The sequence below is a fragment of the Brevibacterium sp. 1718 genome (assembly GCF_051131255.1).
GTDB classification, from domain to species: Bacteria; Actinomycetota; Actinomycetes; order Actinomycetales; family Brevibacteriaceae; genus Brevibacterium; species Brevibacterium sediminis.
Window position 1 is genome coordinate 252,746 of record NZ_CP186550.1, and the last position, 22,467, is coordinate 275,212.

The 22,467-nt window shown below is 63.4% G+C and carries 21 protein-coding genes; 16 read left to right on the forward strand and 5 right to left on the reverse strand.

All coding sequences use genetic code 11. The annotated features are described in order from the left end of the window. The first annotated feature begins 5 nt into the window (after positions 1 to 5). From ACOZ9V_RS01125 to ACOZ9V_RS01135, 3 genes are all read left to right on the forward strand, one after another. Positions 6 to 824 (forward strand): ABC transporter ATP-binding protein, encoded by an 819-nt coding sequence (locus tag ACOZ9V_RS01125; protein ID WP_434592911.1) that lies wholly within the window; start codon positions 6 to 8, stop codon positions 822 to 824. Then, complete coding sequence (locus ACOZ9V_RS01130; protein WP_434592914.1) at positions 821 to 1,645, forward strand: ABC transporter ATP-binding protein; 825 nt, start codon at positions 821 to 823, stop codon at positions 1,643 to 1,645. The genes ACOZ9V_RS01125 and ACOZ9V_RS01130 overlap by 4 nt, the downstream gene beginning before the upstream one ends. 307 nt (positions 1,646 to 1,952) lie before the next feature. Next, entirely contained in the window at positions 1,953 to 2,804 is an 852-nt protein-coding gene (locus ACOZ9V_RS01135; RefSeq protein WP_434592917.1) for a fumarylacetoacetate hydrolase family protein, read from the forward strand. A 91-nt stretch (positions 2,805 to 2,895) separates the two neighbouring features. On the opposite strand, the gene ACOZ9V_RS01140 is transcribed toward ACOZ9V_RS01135, so the two are convergent. Further along, positions 2,896 to 3,297, reverse strand: coding sequence for a hypothetical protein (locus ACOZ9V_RS01140; RefSeq protein WP_434592920.1), 402 nt, complete (start codon positions 3,295 to 3,297; stop codon positions 2,896 to 2,898). A gap of 280 nt (positions 3,298 to 3,577) precedes the next feature. On the opposite strand from ACOZ9V_RS01140, the gene ACOZ9V_RS01145 reads away from it, so the two are divergent. The 11 genes from ACOZ9V_RS01145 to ACOZ9V_RS01195 all read left to right on the forward strand — a co-directional run bounded on the left by ACOZ9V_RS01145 (position 3,578) and on the right by ACOZ9V_RS01195 (position 14,178). Next, entirely contained in the window at positions 3,578 to 3,925 is a 348-nt protein-coding gene (locus ACOZ9V_RS01145) for a hypothetical protein (RefSeq protein WP_181271075.1), read from the forward strand. A gap of 1 nt (position 3,926) precedes the next feature. Further along, on the forward strand, positions 3,927 to 5,375 hold the full coding sequence (locus tag ACOZ9V_RS01150; RefSeq protein WP_181271074.1) for a sodium:solute symporter family protein: 1,449 nt from the start codon (positions 3,927 to 3,929) through the stop codon (positions 5,373 to 5,375). A 136-nt stretch (positions 5,376 to 5,511) separates the two neighbouring features. Next, positions 5,512 to 6,819: a CaiB/BaiF CoA transferase family protein gene (locus tag ACOZ9V_RS01155; protein ID WP_181271073.1), complete on the forward strand. Its 1,308-nt coding sequence runs from the start codon at positions 5,512 to 5,514 to the stop codon at positions 6,817 to 6,819. Between the two features lies 1 nt (position 6,820). Further along, entirely contained in the window at positions 6,821 to 7,288 is a 468-nt protein-coding gene (locus ACOZ9V_RS01160; protein ID WP_180345552.1) for an acetyltransferase, read from the forward strand. A gap of 38 nt (positions 7,289 to 7,326) precedes the next feature. Further along, entirely contained in the window at positions 7,327 to 7,887 is a 561-nt protein-coding gene (locus ACOZ9V_RS01165) for a dihydrofolate reductase family protein (protein WP_181271072.1), read from the forward strand. A 156-nt stretch (positions 7,888 to 8,043) separates the two neighbouring features. Continuing rightward, entirely contained in the window at positions 8,044 to 8,991 is a 948-nt protein-coding gene (locus ACOZ9V_RS01170) for a hydroxymethylglutaryl-CoA lyase (protein ID WP_181271071.1), read from the forward strand. Positions 8,992 to 9,004: 13 nt separating this feature from the next. Next, complete coding sequence (locus tag ACOZ9V_RS01175; RefSeq protein ID WP_181271070.1) at positions 9,005 to 10,219, forward strand: CaiB/BaiF CoA transferase family protein; 1,215 nt, start codon at positions 9,005 to 9,007, stop codon at positions 10,217 to 10,219. A gap of 69 nt (positions 10,220 to 10,288) precedes the next feature. After that, positions 10,289 to 11,353, forward strand: coding sequence for a tripartite tricarboxylate transporter substrate binding protein (locus ACOZ9V_RS01180; protein ID WP_181271069.1), 1,065 nt, complete (start codon positions 10,289 to 10,291; stop codon positions 11,351 to 11,353). Continuing rightward, complete coding sequence (locus ACOZ9V_RS01185; protein WP_181271068.1) at positions 11,350 to 11,946, forward strand: tripartite tricarboxylate transporter TctB family protein; 597 nt, start codon at positions 11,350 to 11,352, stop codon at positions 11,944 to 11,946. Before ACOZ9V_RS01180 ends, ACOZ9V_RS01185 begins: the two co-directional genes overlap by 4 nt. 9 nt (positions 11,947 to 11,955) lie before the next feature. Further along, positions 11,956 to 13,470: a tripartite tricarboxylate transporter permease gene (locus ACOZ9V_RS01190; RefSeq protein WP_434592927.1), complete on the forward strand. Its 1,515-nt coding sequence runs from the start codon at positions 11,956 to 11,958 to the stop codon at positions 13,468 to 13,470. 9 nt (positions 13,471 to 13,479) lie between these two features. Then, positions 13,480 to 14,178 carry a helix-turn-helix domain-containing protein gene (locus tag ACOZ9V_RS01195; RefSeq protein ID WP_181271066.1) on the forward strand — a complete coding sequence of 233 codons (699 nt, stop codon included), beginning with the start codon at positions 13,480 to 13,482 and terminating at the stop codon, positions 14,176 to 14,178. Positions 14,179 to 14,230: 52 nt separating this feature from the next. Here ACOZ9V_RS01195 and ACOZ9V_RS01200 read toward each other — a convergent pair whose 3' ends face one another. After that, on the reverse strand, positions 14,231 to 14,905 hold the full coding sequence (locus ACOZ9V_RS01200; protein ID WP_181271065.1) for an SRPBCC family protein: 675 nt from the start codon (positions 14,903 to 14,905) through the stop codon (positions 14,231 to 14,233). Between the two features lie 464 nt (positions 14,906 to 15,369). Here ACOZ9V_RS01200 and ACOZ9V_RS01205 point away from each other — a divergent pair, with 464 nt between their 5' ends. Then, the gene (locus ACOZ9V_RS01205) at positions 15,370 to 17,451 is read left to right on the forward strand and encodes a hydantoinase/oxoprolinase family protein (RefSeq protein ID WP_139467823.1); all 2,082 of its coding nucleotides are present in this window, start codon (positions 15,370 to 15,372) and stop codon (positions 17,449 to 17,451) included. After that, positions 17,448 to 19,286, forward strand: a complete 1,839-nt coding sequence (locus ACOZ9V_RS01210) for a hydantoinase B/oxoprolinase family protein (protein ID WP_139467824.1) — start codon at positions 17,448 to 17,450, stop codon at positions 19,284 to 19,286. The genes ACOZ9V_RS01205 and ACOZ9V_RS01210 overlap by 4 nt, the downstream gene beginning before the upstream one ends. A 64-nt stretch (positions 19,287 to 19,350) precedes the next feature. Here the strand turns inward: ACOZ9V_RS01210 and ACOZ9V_RS01215 are convergent, their stop codons facing one another. The 3 genes from ACOZ9V_RS01215 to ACOZ9V_RS01225 all read right to left on the reverse strand — a co-directional run bounded on the left by ACOZ9V_RS01215 (position 19,351) and on the right by ACOZ9V_RS01225 (position 22,458). Next, a complete protein-coding gene (locus ACOZ9V_RS01215; protein WP_139467825.1) occupies positions 19,351 to 20,040 on the reverse strand; it encodes a FadR/GntR family transcriptional regulator in 690 nt (229 codons plus the stop codon). Between the two features lie 194 nt (positions 20,041 to 20,234). Continuing rightward, positions 20,235 to 21,092 carry an HpcH/HpaI aldolase/citrate lyase family protein gene (locus ACOZ9V_RS01220; RefSeq protein WP_434592932.1) on the reverse strand — a complete coding sequence of 286 codons (858 nt, stop codon included), beginning with the start codon at positions 21,090 to 21,092 and terminating at the stop codon, positions 20,235 to 20,237. After that, complete coding sequence (locus ACOZ9V_RS01225; RefSeq protein WP_139467827.1) at positions 21,085 to 22,458, reverse strand: MmgE/PrpD family protein; 1,374 nt, start codon at positions 22,456 to 22,458, stop codon at positions 21,085 to 21,087. The genes ACOZ9V_RS01220 and ACOZ9V_RS01225 overlap by 8 nt, the downstream gene beginning before the upstream one ends. Between the last annotated feature and the right edge of the window lie 9 nt (positions 22,459 to 22,467).

The window sequence follows — 22,467 nt, forward strand, 5'->3', positions numbered from 1 at the left end:
ATAGCATGAGTGAGGGGAGCGCGTCGATGATCGGTGCTGCGTTGAAGGTCAGTGGCCTCGACGTCGACTATGTCGCCGAGGGCAGCAGTACTCAGGTGCTCTCCGGAGTCGGGCTGGAACTGCCACAGGGGGAGACTCTCGGGCTCGTCGGAGAATCCGGATCGGGCAAGTCGACAACGATCCGCGCAGCCCTGCGTCTGCTCGGAGACAGTGCGAGGGTGCGTGGTTCGGTCGAGGTCTGCGGCACCGACGTGTACGGTGCGAGACCGGGCGCGCTGCGGAAGCTTCGGGCCGAGCAGGTCGCTTTGATTCAGCAGGATCCGCGGAATTCGCTCAATCCGGTTCGGCGGATCGGGCCGTCGATGTGCGAACGTCTCGTCCGGGTGCGAGGAGTTGACCGCGCCACGGCGCTGGACAAGGCGGAGACCATGCTCACCGCGGTGGGCATCCGCAACCCCGGTCGCTGTCTGCGTCAGTTTCCGCATCAACTCTCGGGCGGCATGCTCCAGCGTGTGGTCATCGCAGCCGGTCTCATGGCCGACCCTCGCCTCATCCTCGCCGACGAGGCTACGAGCGCGCTCGACGTCTCGACTCAGGCCGAGGTGCTCGGACTCATCGCCGAACAGCAGCGAAGCAGGAATCTGGCCGTTATGTTCGTCACCCACGACCTGCATCTGGCCGCCTCCATGTGCGACACGGTGGCCGTCATGCACGGCGGTCGCGTGGTGGAGAGTCTGGCCGGTCGGTATCTCTTCGACACCGCGGAAGATCCCTACACCAGAGGACTACTGCAGGCAACGCCGATTCTTGGAGGAACGCGATGATCGAAGTCAGAGACCTGTCGAAAACATTCCCAGCACCGGGCGGTGGCACCGGAGTCACCGCCTGCGACGCCGTGTCGTTCTCGGTGGAGCAGGGGCGGACGATGGGGCTCGTCGGGGAGTCGGGCTCCGGGAAGTCTACGATCGCCAGAATCCTCATGGGACTCGAGGCCGCTGACGGCGGATCGATCATCATCGACGGTCACGAGCGATCACATCGGGCACGGGGCAGAGCGGAACGACTGGCGCGGGCGCGGTCCGTGCAGATGGTGTTCCAAGATCCCGGCGGTTCGCTCGACCCTCGAGTCATGATCAGCGAGTCCCTAATCAGAGCGATGCGCATCCATGGGTTCGGAGATGGCAGAGAGTGCCGCCAGGCGGCGACGGATCTGCTCGACCGAGTGCGGTTGGACGGCCGCGTCGCTGCTGCCAGACCGCACGAACTCAGCGGCGGGCAGCGCCAGCGGGCAGCGATCGCCAGGGCGCTGGCGGTGCAGCCGAAGGTGCTGGTCCTCGATGAGGCGGTATCGGCTCTCGACGTCTCTGTGCAGGCGCAGGTGCTCGACCTGTTGCGTGAGCTTTCGGTTGAGATGGGTTTGACGACTCTGTTCGTCAGTCACGATCTCGGGGTCGTCGAGTCGATCTGCGATGAGGTGATGGTGCTCCATCGTGGGGTGCTCGTCGAGCGCGGCCCGACTGAACAGGTGCTCGGAGACCCACAGCACGCCTACACGCGGCTGCTCATCGCGTCCACGCCGTCGGGCCCTGATTGGAAGCCGGAAGAGGTGTCGCGACTCCGACGAGAGTTCGAGGCTGCTGTGTGAGACACACCAGTTTTGCATCCGGCAATTGATCGAGTTCAGTCTGGAATGTGAAGTGACAGGTCATTGACTCCGTCTATCTCGGGGCTACCGTAGCGCACGCCATCCTATAGTCGCTGATACGGGGGGGGCGTACATGATTGTCGTTGGTCGGTGGTTACCTCAAATTCGCATCTGTGAGCTCCTGCGTGTCGAATAGCGAGGACCACGGGTGTGCAATGCTTGAACAGTTCCAAATTAGCGCAGACAGTCTCGCTAGCCTGGCGACAGGTCACAACGACGTGGCCGAGAGCTAGTAGAGAGGAACCGCATGGAACTGCTGCGACTGGGACCGATCGGACACGAGATTCCGGCAGTCCGCCACGACGGAGTCTGCTTCGACCTACGCCCGCTGACCGATGACATCGACCCGGACTTCTTCGCCGCCGACGGCATCGGGCGCGTCCGAAGCGCGCTTGATGCTGGGGACCTCAAGCCGCTCCACGGTGCTGATGAGAAGCGCATCGGCGCGCCGCTGACCCGACCTTCTGCCATCGTGTGCGTGGGCATGAACTATGCAGCGCATGCTCGTGAGGCCGGAGCCGAACCTCCCGAGCGACCCGTCATCTTCTTCAAGATGCCCTCGACCATCGCCGGGCCCAATGATCCGATCGAACTGCCGCCGTATGCGACGAAAGCTGATTGGGAGGTCGAACTCGGAGTGGTCATCGGATCACGGACCTTCAGGGCCGCCTCGGCGGAGGAAGGACTCAATCACGTCGCCGGGTATGTGCTCGGCAACGATCTGTCCGAACGCCGACTGCAGATCGAGGAGTCCGGGGGCCAGTGGTCGAAAGGGAAGAATCTGCCCGGGTTCACCCCGCTCGGGCCGTGGATCCGCCCCGCCGCCGAGGTGGACCCCGGCAACCTGCGCCTGCGCAGCTGGGTCAACGGCGAAGCCAGGCAGGATTCGTCGACGAGTGACCTCATCTTCTCCGTCGGCGAGATCATCTTCCAGCTCAGCCAGGCGATGGCCTTCGAACCGGGCGACGTCATCCTCACCGGCACACCGCAGGGCGTCGCGCTGTCGGGGCAGTACCCGTACCTGGTCGACGGCGACGTCGTCGAAATCGAGCTCGAGGGCCTCGGCCGACACCGACAGATCGTGACCGTCACGGAGTGAATGCACGAAGCGGCGCACCGATGTCTGGTGCGCCGCTTGTGTTTGCGGATCGGCGTCTCAACGATGACGCCGGATCAGGTGAGGGCTGAGATCAGCGGTTCTCGTCGAAGCCGCCCTGCTCGCCACCGAAGCCACCCTGGGCCTGATCCCGGCCGCCGAAGCCGCCCTGCTCCTGCTGATCCGACTGACCCTGCTGGCCGCCCTGTTCGCGGTCGTTGGCTCCGCCGAAGCCGCCGGACTGTTCCTGGCCGCCGCTGAAGCCGCCCTGCTCCTGCTGACCGCGGTCGTCGCCCCCGAAGCCGCCCTGTTCCTGGCCGCCCTGGGCCTGCTGATTCTGGCCGCCGAAGCCACCCTGCTCCTGCTGGCCCGACTGGCCCTGCTGGCCACCCTGATCGCCGAAGCCGCGCTGCTGTCCCTCGGGACCGCTCTGCTGCTCATTGCCGAAGTCGTTCTGACCGCTGTCGTTGTTGCCTGCGAAATCGTTCGATTCCATGTCCAACTCCTCATTCGGTGACGAATCATCGCTGTCTGCGACTCGATTGCCAGTCTTCGGTACCCAGAGCCTGGCTGACAATAGAGTTCAAGGAATGTTGCACGAAGTTCACTCAAGCCGCAGCTGATGTTCAGCCAAGGCAGCTTTTCAATGCGACTTTGCTGTCAGCGGCATTTCGTCACCGTCCAGCACCGATTGTGGAGAGAAGATGGACGTGGTCGTGACCATGGTGGTCGGACCGCCGGCCGAGCAGACCGGCCGAACGAGTGCGGGAGGCACAATGAGTACACCCGATTCCGACACACGACGGGTGACGAAAGGTCGCGTCACGGTCTGGGCGGTTCTCTGTCTCATTCCGGTGATCGCCGCCTTCGTCCTCCAATGGCTGCCGATTTTCAACGGCCCACATCTGTTTCTCGGGCTGCCGACCATCTTGTGGTGGACCTGTGTACCCGGCAGCCTCCTCGTCACCGGCATCCTCCTGATCATCGAGAAGACCCGCCCCGATCTCGAACGGCAGGGCCACCTCGACGACCTTGCCCTCGAAGAAGCCGAGAGGCTCGAATCGGCCAAAGTCGGAGACCGACCGGAAGTACAGGCACACCCCGACAACGCTCGGGAGGGCTGAGATGAGCACTATCGAGATCGTCACCCTCGGCGGAATCGTCCTCGTCGCGATCCTCGGTTTCATCGGACGCAAGAAGCCCAATGCCGACCTCTCCGAGTGGACCGTCGGCGGCCGACGCTTCGGCGTGGCCACGACCTGGCTGCTTCAGGCCGGCGAAACCTTCACCACCTTCACCTTCCTCGGTACCGCCGGACTCGTGGTCTCGGGAGGCGCCGCCGCCTTCTACTCGATGCCCTACGTACCCCTCGGCTACCTGGTCCTCTACTTCATCGGCCCGAAGATCTGGCGCATGGCCAAAGCACGCGGGCACCTGACACAGGCCGACTTCCTCGAACACAGCTACTCCTCGCGCACCCTCGGAGTCATCGCAGGCATCTGCGGAGTCATCTTTCTGCTGCCCTACCTGCAGCTGCAGATCACCGGACTCGGCCTCATCGTTCAACTCGTCACCGGTAACCGAACGACGGGCGTGTGGTCAATGGTCATCGCTTTCATCCTCGTCGTCGCCTTCGTCCTGTGGTCGGGTCTGCGAGGCGTGGCCACGACCGCGTACTTCAAAGACGCGCTCATGCTCGTCATGCTCTTCGTCGTGTGCATCTCGATCCCCATCCATTTCACCGGCGGATTCACGAACGTCTTCGACACCGTCGCTGCGACCATGCCCGACCTCCTGAGCGTCCACGGCACAGAGGAATACGGCATCCCCTGGTACATCTCGAACATGGCGATCAGCGCCATCGGCGTGGCCTTCGTGACTCTTCCGCACATGTGGCCGCCGATCCTCGCAGCCCGCAGCTCCGCGGTGCTGCGTCAGAACTACCTGTGGCTGCCGATCTACAACACCTTCATCGTCCTGCCGCTCATCGTCGGCTACGTGGCCGTCGTCATCCTCGGTCGGAACACCGATGCCGACTCGGCTCTGCTCCACCTGTCCGGACAGATGTTCCCCGATTGGGTGATCGGAGTCCTCGCCGTCGCCGGAATCACCACGGCGATGGTGCCCTCGGCCGCGCTGCTCATCGGCATCTCGACCCTGGCTTCACGCAATGTCTTCCGGATCAGATCCGAACGGCATCAGTTCACTGCGACTCAGATCATCGTCGTTGTCGCCACTGCCCTGTCGCTGCTGCTGGCCATCGTCATGCCCGACCTGCTGGCGAACCTCCTGCTGCTGACTTTCTCCGGCCTCGACCAGCTCGCTCCGGCGATCGCCGCGGCTCTCTTCTTCCGCGGTCGTCTCAGTGTTCGCTCGATCATCGCCGGTCTCGCGGCGGGGCTGATCGTCGTCATCTCCTACACGTTCTGGCTGCCGCTGCCGTGGGCGATCAGCGAAGGCATCATCGGCCTCGGCGTCAACATCCTCGTCGTTGCGGTCTGCGAAGCCGTGCGTGCCGGGGTCGGTCGGTCGCAGGCTGAGACTTCGACCGAATCCATCGGTCAACGCGCGTAGGTCACGCTGCGGAACAGCTGAGCACCGCCTCGGGGAGGTGGACCGTCCGACCGCCCGGACGGCGGATATCCGCGCCGATGGCGCCGACACCTGGCACCATGGGAGAACCGAACCACGCACAACTAGGAGCATCGTCATGAGCACGCACCGACTTCCCCTTTCCGGTGTGCGAGTCCTCGAACTCGGCAACTACATCGCCGCACCCACCGCCGGGCGGATGCTCGCGGACTTCGGCGCCGAGGTGATCAAAGTCGAACGCCCCGGCACCGGCGACGAATTGCGCAACTGGCGGCTCAAAGCCGGCGACACCTCGATGCTCTACCGCACGATCAACCGCAACAAGAAGTCCGTCGTGCTCGACCTGCGCAGCGACGAGGGACGCGAGGCCGTGCTCGAACTCGTCCGCCGCAGCGACATCCTGCTCGAGAACTTCCGCCCCGGCACCCTCGAGAAGTGGGGACTCGGCCCCGACGTGCTCGAGGACGCCAACCCCGACCTCGTCTTCGTGCGCATCTCCGCCTTCGGCCAGACCGGACCGATGTCATCCCGCCCCGGATTCGCCGCCGTCGCCGAAGGATACTCGGGCTTCCGCGAACTCGTCGGCGATCCCGACCGCCCACCCGTGCGCGTGGGCATCTCGATCGGCGATTCGATCGCCGGCATGCAGGCGGCCTTCGGCGCCGTGATGATGCTCTTCGACCGACAGCGGCAGAAGATCGCCGGAGCCGCCGAGGCGGTCGTCGGATCCGCGCACGGCTTCGAAGGCAAGGGTCCGCTGTCGGAGCGGACCGTCGACGTCGCGCTCAATGAGGCGATGTTCTCCGTGATGGAATCCCTCGTTCCCGACTACTCCGCTTTCGGCGAGGTCCGCACCCGCACCGGCGGTCGGATGGAGGGCATCGCGCCGTCGAACGGCTACCTCTGCGCCGGCGGGAAATCCGTGGTCATCGCCGGCAACGGGGACGGCATCTTCCCGCGGCTGATGACGGCGATCGACCGTCCCGATCTCGCCGAGGATGCCGACCTGCAGACGAATGCCGGCCGTTGGCAACGGCGCGACGAACTCGATGAGGCGATCGGCGAGTGGTGCGCCGAGCGTTCAGTTGAGGACGTCGTCGGGGCCCTGGAAGAAGTCGGTGTTCCGGCCGGGCCCATCTACACGGCCGAAGACCTCGTCGCCGATGAGCAGCTCGCCGCACGCGGAATGATCCAGAACCTCGACGTGTCCACCGGCGAGGAGGTCCTGGAGGACGTCGCGTTCCCGGGAATCACTCCGGTCATCGGCGGTGAATCGATCGCGATCGACCACCTCGGGCCCGACTTGGGCGAACACACCGACGAGGTGCTGTCGTGGCTGGGCCTCGCCTCGGCCGCACGCGGTGAGGCGGATTTCGGTGCCGACTCGGAGGGGAACGTCGATGGTGCCGCCAAAGACACGGACTGATATGACAGCCCTCAGGCTTCGGCCCGCATCCGGGTGCTCTGACGTCCCTGCCCTTGTGGCGATCTGGCGCAGCGCTGTCGACGCCACGCATGATTTTCTGTCCGACGACGACCGGGACGAGATCGAGAAGCATCTGGCTGCGGACTACTTTCCGGCCGTGAGACTCACCGTCGCTGAATTGGACGGCCGAGCCGTAGGGTTTTGCGGGGTCGTCGACGGAGACCTCGCGATGCTCTTCATCGACGCTGGTGAACGGGGCCGGGGGATCGGCTCCGCGCTGATTGACTATGCGATCGAACACGAGGATGTGACCACGGTCGACGTCAATGAACAGAACACCTCAGCGCTGGAGTTCTACCGGCACCAGGGGTTCGAAATGATCGGACGCAGTGAGACCGATGAAGCCGGGCGGCCCTATCCGATCCTGCACATGAGGTTGGCTGGGGATGCCGACGCCAGCGGGAATTGACTCTTCCAGCAGTGCCCGCCCAGGTCTACTCTTATGCCATGGGCGAGCTGAGGTACTCGATCAACGTCACCGTCGACGGCTGCTGTGATCATCGCGTGGGAGTCATCAGCGATGATTTCCATCGCCATCATGCGAACAATCTCAAGCGTGCCGACGGGCTGATCTTCGGTCGCATCACCTACCAGATGATGGAAGACGCCTGGCGCCGGCCCGAAGGTGACACGACCCCGGAAAAGGACCTCGACCCGTTCATTGCGGCCATCGGCCCGGCCCGCAAATACGTCGTCTCGAGCACCTTGGACAGCGTCGACTGGAACTCCGAACTCATCCGCGGCGACCTCGCCACCGCCGTCCGCGAGCTCAAGGAACAATCCGTGACGGGACTCGCAGTCGGGGGAGTGACGTTGCCGCTCGCGCTCGCCGAACTCGGCCTCATCGACGAATTCGAATTCGTCATCCACCCCTGCATCGCCGGCCACGGACCGTACCTCTTCGCGGGTCTGAGTGACGTCGTCGACCTGGAGCTCGTCGACCGCAGCGAACTCGAAGCAGGCCACGCGATCCAGACATACCGGCCGAAGAACCTAGCGTCCCGATAGACGGGAATGAACACAGGCAATTCTCCCCGACCTCTCATATGCCGAACAAAGTCTGTTACCTGGACTGAGCGCGTTATATAACGAGAGTGGAGTCGCGCATGGTCGCGCGGCGACGAATCGTTTCCCGTTCAGCGGGAGCCTGCGTGAAGGAGTCCCATGGTCCGGCCCACTTCCGTCGATATCCTCGACACCACTCTGCGCGACGGGCTGCAGATCGAAGAAGCCATCGTGCCCACCGAAGTCAAGGTTGCCCTGGCCGAGAAACTCATCGGCTCGGGACTCAAACACATCGAGGTCGGCTCCTTCGTCAATCCGAAGAAGGTCCCGCAGATGGCCGACACCGACGAACTGCTGCGCCGTCTGGCACCACACGAGGCCGACGGGGTCGAGTTCTTCACCCTCGTCTTCAACCTCAAAGGCGCCCAAAGGGCCGTCGACGCCGGGGCGAAGAACATCAAACTCGTGCTCTCGGCCTCCGAAGGACACTCGAAAGCGAATTCCGATGCCTCCATCGCCGAGGCCTCCGACCGCCTCATGGACGCCGCCGTCTTCGCCCGTGACCGGGGACTGCGCTTCGACATCACGACCGCCGTGAGCTTCATCTGCCCCTTCGACGGGATCACCGAGGCTGACCACCTCGTCGAGGTCCTCCGTCCCTTCGTCGACGCCGGAGCCCACGGCGTCGGGGTGGCCGACACCATCGGCAACGCCAACCCATCGCTGGTCCGCCGCAACACCTCGGCGGTTCTCGACGCCTTCCCCGGCAAACCGGTCAACCTCCACCTCCACGACACCTACAACTTCGGCATGGCCAACGTCATCGCCGCCCTCGAGCTGGGGATCGCGAACTTCGACGCGGCCATGGGCGGACTCGGCGGCTGCCCCTTCGCCCCGGGCGCCGCCGGCAACATCGGCACCGACGACCTCGTCCACCTCCTCCACCGCGAGGGCGTGGCCACCGGCGTCGACGTCGAGGCGCTCACCGAGGTGCGCGACCCCCTCATCGCCGCCGTCGGACACGACCTGACTTCGAGCCTGTCGGACATCCCCGCGACCCCCGCGGTCTTCGACGACCGGTTCGCGGCCGCCTCGGCGAAGGTCTGAAATGACTTCCCACATGACCGCCGAACAGACCCAGGCAACGACCCCCGAACCGCTGCCGCTCGAAGGCATCCGCGTCATCGAGTTCTCCCACATGGTCATGGGTCCCAGCTGCGGGATGATCCTCGCCGACCTCGGCGCCGAGGTCATCAAGATCGAACCCCGCGGAGCCGGCGACAAGACCCGCTACCTGCCCGGGTCCGGATCCGGGCTGTTCCCCGCGTTCAACCGCAATAAGCACAGCGTCCAACTCGATATCGCCGAGGCGGCCGACCGTGACCGTGTCCTCGACCTCATCGATTCCGCCGATGTCCTGCTTGAGAACTTCCGCGTCGGGAAGATGGAATCGATCGGCTTCGGATACGAGGAGCTCTCGGCCCGCAACCCCGGACTCATCTACTGCTCACTCAAGGGATTCCTCTCCGGCCCCTACGGGAACCGCGCCGCCCTCGACGAGGTCGTCCAGATGCTCGGGGGATTGGCGTATATGACCGGTCCACCCGGCCAGCCGCTGCGCGCCGGAGCCAGCGTCAACGACATCATGGGCGGAATGTTCGGAGTCATCGGCATCCAGTCCGCACTGCGGGTGCGCGAAACCACGGGCCGCGGAAAACTCATCAACTCCGCACTGTTCGAGAACAACGCCTTCCTCGTCGGCACGCACATGGCTCAATCCCAGATCAGCGGCGAACCACCCCGCCCGATGCCGACCCGGCAAGCAACCTGGGCCGTCTATGACATCTTCCGCGATGCTGATGACAACCAGGTCTTCGTCGCCGCCGTCTCCGACGGGCAGTGGCGCGACCTCTGCGACGAATTCGGACTGACGGGGCTGGCCGCCGACCCGGACATGCTGACCAACCAGGGCCGAGTCGACCAGCGCGACCGTATTCATCGCGAGCTCCAGCAGGCACTGTCACAGCTGAGCCTGGCCGAGATCGAAGACAAGTGCACCCGGCGCGGCCTGCCCGTCGCTCCGGTCAACACCCCGGCCGACCTCACCGACGACCCGCACCTTGTGGCCTCCGGAGCGCTCGCCCACACCGGGCTGCCGACAGGTGCAAGGGTGGATGTGCCGCTGCTGCCGCTGACCTTCGACGGGAACCGGCTCGGGCTGCGCAGCGACGTGCCCGAACCCGGCCGCCACAACAGCCATTACCGGGACGGCCCCGCAGTGCCGACGGGCCCGCCGGTCGACGGACCCCAGCCCGACGAAAACCGCCTGGACTGACAACTCAGCCAGCGGCACCACCAAGCACACCACTGAATATCGAGAACCGAACACACAAGGGGACAGCTCATGCGATCAACGACGATCACACGCACACGGACGGCCGCCTCGGCGAAGGAAGGGTCGACGAGTACCCGCAAGCGCGCGGCGAAGATCGGGGCGGTGCTCGCTTCGGTCGCCCTCGTCGCCGCTGCCTGCGGGAACAAGGCGCAGCCCCCGGGCGAGGGCGGGGACTATCCGAAGGGACCGGTCTCGGTCACCGCCCCAGCCGAACCCGGATCCGGCTGGGACACCACGGCTCGGGCGCTGGTCGAGGCGCTGCAGAAGGAAGACATCGTCTCCTCGCCGCTGCCCGTGCAGAACAAGCCCGGCGGCACCGGCTGCTCGTGGCTGACGTCGATGATGCAGCAGGAGAAGGGCAAAGACGATCAGATCGCCATCACTTCCCTGGCCAGCCAGACGATGAAGGCGCGCAACCTCTGCGAATTCGGTCCCGAGGACACGACGCTCATCGCCACCCTCTACGTCGAGGACTTCATGGTCGTGACGCCGAAGGACGGGGATTTCAATGACCTCGACGCCCTGGTCAAGGCGCTCAAGGACGACCCGCAGAAGGTCACCGTCGCGGCCGCCGGAGACGACACTCTGCCGTTCGCCCTGTTCGCGAAGGAAGCCGGCGTCGACCCGGCCGACATCAACTTCGTCAACTACGACGGCGGTGGCGAGCAGACGACCGCCATGCTCAACGGGGACGCGAAGGTCGCCATCGCCGGCATGAGCGAATTCCGCTCCGTCATCGAAGCCGGCGACATCGAACCCCTCGTCACCTTCGCCCAGGAACCGCTGGCGGCGCCCTTCGACACGGTGCCCACCGCGAAGGACTCCGGCTACGACGTGACCTTGGGCAACTGGCGCGGAGTCTACGGACCCGCCGAGATGCCGCAGGAAGCCGTGGACTTCTGGGCCAAGGCGCTCGAAGACGTGAGCAAGTCCGACGCCTGGCAGGAGACGCTGAAGAACAACCAGTGGGCCACCGAGTTCCACACCGGCGACGACGCCCAGGCCTACGTCGACGACGCGGCGAAGACGGTCGCCGAAGGCGTCAACGAGACCGACCTGGGCAACAGCAAATGACCGCTTTCCGCACCGACCTCATCACCGGCGGCGCCATCGCCGTCATCGGCGCGGTGTACTACATCGCGACGTTCTCCATCCAGGAGACCGCGAACATCGTCACCCCGCGCACCTTCCCCGCCATCGTCGGGATCGGACTCATCGTGCTCGGCCTCTTCCTCGCCGGCCAGGCCGCCGTCCGGCACCGGAAGGACACCCTCGCCGAGGCGGGGACCGGGTCCGGGGGAACTGCACGTACGACTCCGGCGAGGGACGGGGACGGTACGGCCGCCTCGGCGGGGGAATCATCCCTTGAAACCGCCGACCGATCCTCCGGTCAGGAGGGGGTCAGCGGGATCGTCCTCGAAGCCCCGCCGGAGCCGCAGGTGCGCAAGGTCGTATTCCAGTTCGCGCTCTTCTTCGTCTATCTGGCGATCCTCATCCCAGTCGGATTCCTGCTGTCGACGGCGGCGTTCCTGATGGGGCTGACCAGCATCTACGCACCTGAGAAGTGGATTCGCAACCTCATCTTCTCCGTCCTCTTCGCGGTCGTGGTCTACACGGCGTTCGTCTACGGACTCGCCGTGTACCTGCCGGTCGGCATCCTGGGTTAGGGGGCGGGCATGGACACTCTCATCGATCTGGGAGGCGGCTTCGCCTCGGCACTCGAGCCGGTCAGCCTCGCCTTCGCCCTCCTCGGCGTGCTGCTGGGCACCGTCGTCGGAGTGCTGCCGGGAATCGGACCCATCTCTGCGATCGCGATCCTCATCCCGGTCTCCTTCGGGATGGAGCCGGTGCACGGTCTCATCCTGCTGTGCGGAATCTACTACGGTTCGATGTACGGCGGCTCGATCACCGCTACGCTCATCAAAACCCCTGGTGAGGTCGCCAGCGCGGTGACCGCGATCGAGGGCTACGAAATGGCCCGCCGAGGTCGGGGCAAGGCCGCCCTGGCGACCGCGGCGATCGGATCGTTCCTCGCCGGCACCCTGGCGATCATCGGACTGACGTTCCTCTCACCCGTCCTCGTCAAACTCGCGAACGTCTTCGGCGCCACCGAATACTTCCTGCTCATGGCCACGGCCCTGCTGCTCGCGTCGACGATGTCGGCGGGTTCGCGGGCCAAGGCGCTCATCTCAATCTTCATCGGCCTGGCCGTCGGCCTCATCGGACTCGACTTCCAGACCGGACTGCCCCGGCAGACCTTCGGCATGGATCTGCTCTCCGACGGGATCGACTTCACGATCTTCGCGATGGCGCTCTTCGCCATCCCCGAGGCGATCCGCAACCTCGCGCTCGGACGTGGGGCGAAGGACGAGATCCAGAGCTTCGGGAATGACAAGTGGATGACGAAGGAAGACTGGCAGCGGTCGGCCGGCCCGTGGGCGCGCGGTTCCGTGGTCGGCTTCATCATCGGCATCCTGCCAGGAGTCGGTCCGTCGCTGGCCTCGTTCATGTCCTACATCATGGAGAAGCGGATCTCGAAGCGGAAGGACGAGTTCGGTCACGGCGCCATCGAGGGCGTGGCCGGCCCCGAAGCGGCGAACAATGCCGGCGTCGGTGGTGCGATGATTCCGCTGTTCAGCCTCGGCATCCCGGGTTCGGCGACGACGGCGCTGCTGCTCTTCGTGTTCACGATGTACGGTCTGCAGCCCGGGCCGCTGATCTTCCGGGACGAGACCGGTCTGATCTGGACGATCATCGCCAGCATGTACATCGGCAACATCGCGCTCATCATCCTCAACCTGCCGCTGGTCGGGGTCTTCGTGAAGCTGTTGAAGATGCCCAAGGAGATCCTCTTCTCGTCCATCCTCGTGCTTGTGGTCATCGGGGCCTACGCCATCGAATTCAGTCTGTTCGGGCTGATGATGCTCGGCATCTTCGGCGTCATCGGCTATCTCATGGAGAAGGGCGGCATCCCCATGGCTCCGGCGATCCTGGCGCTCGTGATCGTGCCGCTGCTCGAGGACAACTTCCGGCGTATGCTGCAGATCTCCGGTGGATCGTTCGCACCCCTGGTCACCAGGCCGGTGTCGCTGTCGATCATCATCCTCATGGTGGCAGGCATCATCGGACCCATCATCTTCCGGTGGTGGGTGTCCCGGCGGAAGCTGCTCGCCGATGTGACGGTGTCGTGAGGAGTGGGAATGAAGAGTTCTGAACAGGTGCCGGCGGAGATCGGAGTCATCGACCGCAGTGCGGCCATCCTCGAAGTCCTCCAGGACTCGCCGATGACGGCTGCGGAGGTGTGCCGCCGCCTCGGCTATTCGAAGTCGACGACGTATCGGCTGCTGACCGACCTGCGGGCGCACAAGTTCATCGTCCGTGACTCCTCGGGGCTGCTGCGGTTGGGCCCTTTCCCGGGCAGGCGCAATATCGCCACGACGAACTCGGTGCTCGACCATCTGCGGACGATGACCGGGGAATCCGTGCAGATGTGGGTCCGCGTCGGTGAGGACCGTGTGTGCGTGCGCAACGTCGAAGCCGATCATGAGCTGCGCGTCTCGCGCGGAGTCGGTGCGGTGCTCCCGCTCGTCGACGGCGGCTCGGCTGCCCTGGCGCTGTGCGGGCCGGGAAATCCGGCGGAGTTCTACGCGACCAAGCAGGCACGGGTGGCCGGGACCGCCTCGGCGAGTGTGGCCTTCACCGTCGATGCGATCGTGTTCGCCCTCTGTGTGTCCTACCCGCTGACGCGGGAACCGGACAACGTCGCCGGCGCCTATCGCAGCCTGCTCAGCCGGGCCGCCGTCGAGCTGCGGGCGCTGCTCGACGGCAGCGAGGAACTCGAAGTGCTGCGCGATATCGCCCGGCTGGCGCTGGGGGCGCGGAAGCAGGCGGGGGAGTAGGCAGGGAATGGGCGGGACCATTCCGCCGTTGGCTCAGTCGGCGGACGAGAGGTCACTCGGTCGGAGGCTGGCCTAGGTAGAAGCCTGTGGTGCGTTCGGCAGCGGCGCGCGCCTGATCGACGGGTGTTCCTGCCGCCGCTGAGGCCTCGCCCCAGCGCGTGCTGGAGGTGCGGACGAATTCCTGTGCCGGCGCCGAGGTGACCCATTCGTTCTCGTCTTCCGGGCGTCCCGTGCCGGCCACGAGATGGTTGGCGAGACCGAGGAGGGAGATGTCCCACCCGACCCCGGTGGCGCCGGGTCCGAACTGCACCCAGAAATCGGCGTTCGCCTCACCTGCGTGCGAGTGCTCGAGGGTCAGGCGTGCGCCGCCGTCTGCCTCGGCGATGCGGATGGCGACATGGCTGATTCCTCCTGCGAACTCCCAGGTCAGCGAGTAGAAGTGGGGCGGTTCGCAGTTCTCGATCGTGCCGGAGGCATTGCCTTCGATCTGGTAGCGACCGCCGAGTTCGAGGTCGCCGCTGACGGGTGCGAACCAGCGCTCGAGCCGGACCGGATCGGTGCAGGCTTCCCAGAGGTCGGAGACGGTGGTCGGGTAGGTCTGGCTCAGCGTCTGGACCGTGTGCTGGGTGTCGCCCTCGACGGTGATGTTGAGCCCGCGGTCGACGGCGTCGGCCTGCGCGGCGAGGACCTGGTCTTCGGTGGGGCGACTGGAGTCGGGGGTGGTCATGGAAGCTCCTCGGAGGTCGTCGATGATCTGACGGCGGTTGAAGGTGAGGTGCGGGAGGTTCGCCGAAGATCGGCGTACTTCATGGTAACCAAGGATGCGCAGCAGTGGAATGGTGTCTGATTCGGCTTCTGCCAGACGGCACTGTCCCTTTGCGCGGGCGTTCTCGGCTGACAGCATGTCCGATTGCGGGACCCAGAAACGACGGAATGGAGTGAGCCACTCGTCGACGCCGCGCAGTAGTGCCGCCTCGGTGTCGAACGGAGTGGAACTGGATCCGGTTTAGAGGGGGTATCCCAATCGCTTAAACATCAGGTGTTTATGTAAGTATTCTCGTGAATTCCTGGAAATATTGTCGAGAATTGGGTCTAGCGGCCTCTATATATCTGATGTATATTCGCTTCAGTGGTGCGCACAGAGCAGTGTCAGCCATCACTGAAATCCTCCTACACATTGATTGGACTTCCATGAGACGACTTGGAGTTGACGTCGGCGGAACTTTCACCGACCTGGTCCTATGGGACGACGACGGCACAACCACAGTACATAAGACACCTTCGACCAATGAGGACCCGTCAGTCGGCACGATGAAGGGGATCTCTGCGCTGGAGGTCAAAGCGGAGATCGACCTCGAAAGCATCGACATGTTCTTCCACGGGACGACTGTGGCGACCAACATCGTCCTCGAGCACAACGGTGACGATGTCGGCCTGATCACGACTGAGGGGTTCAGAGATCTCCTCCACATTGCGCGGAAGAAGCGTCCTCTGAACTATTCGAACTATCAGGAGCTGCCTTGGCAGAAATGGCAATTGGTTCCTCGCCGAAACAGGCGGACAGTGCCCGAACGCATAGATGCGTCCGGAGCCGTTCTCACCTCGCTGGACGAAGACGCCGTTCGACAGGAAGCGCGGCTCCTGCGGGAGCGTGGAGTTGCCGCGGTGGCCATCGCGTTCCTGCACGCCTACAAGAATCCCGCCCACGAACAACGGGCACGCGAAATCGTAGAGGAAGAGTTCCCAGAGGCGTTCATCTCTCTGTCCAGCGAAGTTGCCAGCCAGTATCGAGAGTACGAGCGATTCTCGACGACCGCTCTCAACGCCTTCGTCGGACCGAAGACATCGAACTACATCTCGAAACTCGTCGACGAGGCGAGTGCTGCGGGCGTAAGTGACGACGTCCACCTCATGACCTCTGCTGGCGGACTCGTCACTGCCAGGAGTGCTCGCCAAACCCCGGTTTCGCTCCTGACGAGTGGTGTCGTCGCCGGGCTCATCGGAGGCTGCGCAATCGGAGCGGCCTCAGGCTATCCGAGCGTCATCACGCTCGACGTGGGAGGCACATCAGCCGACGTTGGAGTCGCACCCGACGGACGCCTCCGGATGAAACACTTGCTCGATACCCGTATCGGCGACTATCACGCAATGGTTCCGATGGCCGAAGTTGACACCATCGGGGCGGGTGGAGGCTCGATCGCTTCGATAGACGAAGGAGGCATGTTCCGTGTCGGCCCGCGCAGCGCCGGTGCCGTGCCGGGTCCTGCTTGTTTCGACCGCGGCGGCACTGAGCCTACCTCGACTGACGCCATGGTGGTCCTCGGGTGGCTGCGCGAGAAGAGCTTTCTCTCCGGAACCATGGAAGTCCGACCGCAGCTCGCCGAGCAGGCAGTGAGGAATCACATCGCTGAGCCTCTGGGCCAAAGCACCGAGAAGGCGGCCATGGGCATCTTTACGGTGCTCGCACATTCAATGACCGAAGCGATCAGTCTGCACTCGGTCCGCAAGGGCTACGATCCACGAGACTTCTCACTGGTCGCAGAAGGCGGCGCCGGTCCGCTGTTCGCCTGGCATATCGCAAAGCAACTCGATATTCCGCGGATCATCGTGCCAACGCACCCCGGGATCACCTCGGCAGTGGGCCTCCTGGCCACCGACATACGCTACGAAGTTCCGACAACGGTGTGGACCTCGTCGGACCAGGCTGACATCGACCTGCTTGCACGCGAAGTCGCCCGCCTGACCGACCAGGCCGTCGCGCAGCTCAAAGGCGACGGAATCCCCGATGAGCACATTGACCTCGAGTGCAGCGTCGACTGCAGATACGTCGGACAAGGCTACGAACTGCGAGTCCAGGCACCCAGCGGAGAGATCGACGCCGACTGGGTGGAGCAGGTCGCTCAAGCTTTCCACGAGCAGCACGGGCGTATGTACTCGCAGCGGTTCGACGACAAACCGGTCCAATTGGTTAATGTTCGGATGACCGGTATCGGAATGGTGCCTCAGATCAGGCTTCCGAAGATAGCCGTTGGCGATGCCGACTCTACTCCTGCGAAGGTGGCGACGGCACAGACCCTGATGTGGACGGATGATGCGGGCAGTCCGAAGTGGGTCGACACAGACGTCTATTCTCGAGAGCTTCTTCGAGCGGGCAACGTCTTCGACGGACCGGCCATTGTCGAACAATTCGACTCGACAACTGTTATTGGAATCGGACAACGGGCCACGGTCGATGAGCTCGGACACATCATCATCGAAAGGTGCGCACAATGAGTGAAACAACAATGCCGATGACTGGTGTCTCACTGGCACCTGAAGTCCCTCATCGCACGTGGAACTCGGTTGAGGTAGACCCGATCACCTTGCGAGTGATCGGAGGTGCCCTCGATTCTATGGCGAAGGAGATGGCCCAGGTTCTCTACCGGATGGCGTATTCGAGTCTCATCCGAGAATCAGAGGACTTGGGAGCTGGAATCTTCGATGTCTATGGACGAGAACTCTGCGAATCGGACTCGACACCGATGCACTGTGGGTCGATCCCCGCCTATATCAAGGGAGTAAATCGCCGGCTTGCAGGAAGCTACCGTCCCGGCGATGTGATTCTCCATAACCATCCGTACCACGGTGCAGCTCACTCGCCTGACTACGGAATCATCATTCCCATTTTCTGGAACGACGAACACATTGGATTCGCCGGATGCACAGGGCACGTATCGGACATTGGCGGTAATTTCCCGGGACTGTGCATGGACGTTGTCGACGTCTGGGCAGAGGGCAAGCTGATGGACTCGATGAAGATCTACGATGCGGGCGTGCGCAACGACATGCTCATTCAGCACATCCTCGACAACGTCAGAACGCCGGAGCAGAACCGCGGCGACCTCGAGGCGCTCGTGTCATGCGCTCGTATCGGGGAAAAGAGATTCGTCGAACTTCTCGAGACGTATGGCCTCGATACTGTGATGAGCGCGAGCGAAGCCTGGATGGACTATTCGGAGAACATGCTCCGGAGCCGGATTCGCGAATTGCCGAACGGCAGCTACGAAGCACCGATCGGCTACCTCGACGATGATGGGAAGAACCGTGGAGTCCCGTTGAAGGTGGCAGTCCGAGTCGACATCGAAGACGACGAAGTGCTTATCGATCTCACCGGTTCGAACGACCAGGTTCCTACAGCATTCAACGTTCCTTTCGAAGGCTCGGTGTTGCCGGTTGCGGTGAGCGCCATCCGAACGATATTGCTCGACGAGGAGACGACTCCAGAATACGTCCCTCAAAACGACGGCTGCTTCCGTCCGGTCCGGGCCTATGCCCCCGAAGGAACAATATTCAACCCAGACTTCCCTGCTTCGTGCTTTGCCCGATTCTCACAGGTCAATCGTGTCTTCGACTCGATCAACTTGGCGTTGGCACCGATTCTGCCGGACCAGGCGGTTGCCGGTTCATCGTCCGCGCTCTGCGCCATCGCATATTCGGGAGTTGCGGAAGATGGAGAGAGCTACTGGGTATACATCGAGATCAATGAAGGTTCGTACGGTGGTCGCAACGGCCGAGATGGGCTCGACGCCGTCGACGCGCTGATGGCGAATACGAGAAACAACCCGATTGAGGAACTCGAACTCAACCACGCCATGCGCGCCGAACGATACGAGCTGCGCGATGAATCTCCGGCACCGGGACAATGGAGAGGCGGCATTGGCAGTGTCCGCCGCTGGCTGATGATGACAGACACCTTCCTCGGGTCCGAGGCCGACAATCGAAGCGATCCGCCTGCGGGTGTGTTGGGCGGCGCTGACGGAGTCTCCGGGTCTTTCGTTCGCAATCCGGGAACGGAACGAGAAGAGGTGCTCCATTCGAAGGTCACTCAGGAGGTCGTTCACGCAGGAGATACCTTGGAGATCCGGATGCCCTCAGGAGGCGGATTCGGCGACCCTTTCAAGAGAGACCCCTTCGCGGTTCTCCACGATGTATGGGATGAGTATCTGACCTCGGAAGAGGCTGCTCGTGATTATGGTGTCGTCGTCGATACTGAACGGTGGGTCGTCGACGACGCGGCAACGTCGGCACTGAGGTCTCGAGATTCTCAAACTCGAAACGCCGAGAATTGATCTGCGCAATGCTCAGCATCAGTGAGGGCCCTCTTCTTGTAGGAGGGCCCTCACTAGTGCTGAATCAGAGACCGCGACTGCGGTAGTACTCAGAGACGGAATCCAGATGCTGGCGCATGAGTGACATCGCGGCCATAGAGTCGCGGCGGACGATCGCGTCGAATAGCGCCGAATGATCGTGGCTCACGCTCGTGCCGATGTTTGCAGCAGCATTCGCTTCGCCGACGATGTTCTGAAGTGCATTGAACAGTGGGATAGTCACGACTTCGAGCAGGGGGTTGTGCGCCGCCTCGACGATCTGCTGATGGAAAGTCGAATGGCTGGAGAACGACGATTCTTCGCTGCGCAGACTCGGATCCGAGTTACGCAGCTTATTCAGGTCGTCGTCGGTTCGTCTCGATGCAGCATAGCCGGCTGCCGGAACTTCGGTGATATGCCGGATCTCCATGAGGTCATCGATCGAGATCGAGTCCGAAGAGGCCAGGAGAGTGACCCCGACTTCCAACTGCGAACCCAAATGACCGACGGTCGGAATCGTGACGAACGTGCCCCCATTGACGCCGCGAACGCTTTTGACCAGATGTTCGCTCGACAGGGTGCGAAGTGCTTCGCGAATGGTGCTCTGTCCGACAGCGTAGGTCTCGCGCAAGTCGGCGTCTGAGGGCAGCCGAGAGCCGGGGGCAAAAGTCCCGTCGAGGATGTTTCGACGGATCTTCTCAGCGACGACGGCGTAGGCGGTTTTCGACTCAACCATGTGAAGTCCTGACCAGCAATCGATTGAGGCGGGTGCACTGAGGCATTCTGTCTACTCTCCTTGTCAGGCTATTCGAATCGGTGGTCTGCAGCCGAAGACGATCACCTGTGATGCCATGGTAGTGCGATACCCTTCCACGGACCGCTCAGCTCGCGCAGATCCGTGTCGGATCGCATTGCCGCCGGGTGCTCAGGTCACTGGGTCCTGGCGAGAACTCCTTCCGCCCTGCGGATGATGACTTCGTCGACGAGCTCGCCATCGAGGACGAACGCGCCTGCAGCTCGAGATTCGGCCTCAGAGACCACGGCAGCTGCCCAAGCCACCTCTGACTCGCTGGGAGCGAACTCGCCGCGAATGATTTCGATCTGTCTCGGGTGAATCGCCAGTTTGCCGTCCATTCCGTATGCTGACGCCACCGTGGCGGCCCGTCGCAGCCCCGCATCGTCGGCCACAGTGGCATGCACCGAGTCAATGACGGGAACGTGGTGAGCTCGACCCGCGAAGAGGAGTGTCGCCCGGGCAAATGCGAGCAGGTCCTCGAACACACCAGCGGTCCCTTTTGTGTCGCGCGCTCCCAGATCCAATTGCAGATCTGCCGTTCCCAGGGCCAAAGCATTGACGTTGGGGTGAGCCGCGATGCGATCGGATTCGACGACCCCGCGAGCCGTCTCGACGAGGGCGACGACGCTGAAGTCAGCTAGCTGAGTGAAGGGCTGATGTGATTCAGCCATCGGAACCATGACCGAACGGAAGCCCATCTCCCGTGCGAGTTCGAGGTCCCTATCGGCGTGCACAGTAGACAGGCCGTTGATGCGCAGACAAGCCCGCCTCGGTACGGACTCGGATCGCCGCAGCAGGCTTCGGGCTTTCTCCTTATCGGCTTCGCGAACTCCGTCTTCGAGGTCGATGACCATCTGGTCGCTGACTGCTGCGGCTTTCTCGAAGCGCTCTGGTCGGTCGGCTGGGACGAACAGCCATCCGGGACCCAACACGTCTGTTTCCGGCGGGTTCGTGGCGGTGACGCTCCCCGGTCCGCTGTCGACGTCAACCACAGAAATCTCCGATGACAGCGGCGGCTGGCCGGCCGACAGGAGCATCTGTCACGGTTGCCGCGATCTCTGCTGCTCGTACCGAGCCGACGACTGGTGATGCGCAGGCGGAGAACTTCTCAGCCACCTCGGCGTTCGTCAACGGGCGGGATTCGTGACCACGATTGATCTGCTCCGCCTCGTGGAAGGTGGTGCCGTCGTCGAGTGTAATGGCCAGGTCTCCGGAGAATGCTTTCGGATAGAGGCTCGCTGGGTCGTGCTGTATATCCACCCGTGCTGCGACGCTGAGGACCGACTCGTCGGCGCGAGCCGTCTCGTCGAGTTCGGCGAACGTGATCTGCCCGTGCTGCAGAGCCGCAGCTGTGAGATAAGGCAGGCTGAACTTGGCGTCGTACTCGCTGCGAGGTCGCAGCTTGTCCGCAGCCGGTTCGCAGACCACCGCACCGGGTACATCATGGATCTTCGCCGAGATCGACGCGATTCGGTCGAAGTCGAAGTTCGGTTCTTGCCGGAGGCGCAGCGCAATATCGATGAACGAATGGGTGAAGTGACAGGTGGGGAACGGTTTGACAGCAACATTCGCCACTTCCCATGTCTCACCGAGGGTTTCGAAGACCTCGAGCCCAGGCGCATCTTCGCCCTGGATATGAGTCCGATACAGACCGAATCGGCCCTCGTAGATTTCCGTCGGACCGGTGTACCCGGCAGCGGCGAGCGAAACAGCATGGAGGCCGGCGTTGGCCGCCCAACCCGGGTGCAGCCGTTTCGTAGGGGCTCCCTCATCGAGGAACTGGAGGAGTCCGGAGGAGAACGAACCGACGATGCCCTGAGCGTCAACGAGTTTGTCGACCGGAAGGCTGCGCAGGACTCCGATGCCGACTGCCGATCCGAACGCTCCGAGGATACCCGTGGGGTGGAATCCTTTGTCGTGGAACCGTCCGTCGACGGCCATCCCCAGACGGGAGTTCACCTCGATGGCGAGGATGTAGCCGAGCAGGAGGTCGCCGAAGCTGATTGATTCGTCGGCGGCGCTCGCGCTGATGACGGCGGCAAGAGAGGAGGCACTGACGTGCGATACGGCGGCTATGTGCGTGTCATCGAAGTCGTGGCCGTGGATCATCAGGCCGTTCGCGATCGCCGCTCCGGTCTTGGAAAGCGTGGTCGAGCTGCCGATGACCGGAGTCTCACCAGGGTCGAGCTCAGCGAGTCCGGCCAAGGTGACTGCCGCGAAATCCTGATTGCTGGCAGCAAGGGCGACCCCGACCGAGTCGAGCATAAGATGACGGGCACGCGACTGCACTTCTGCGGGAATGTCATCGAGCCTGATCGAAGCGACTGAAGAGGCAATGGATTCTGAGATGCTGGTCATGAGGTCTCC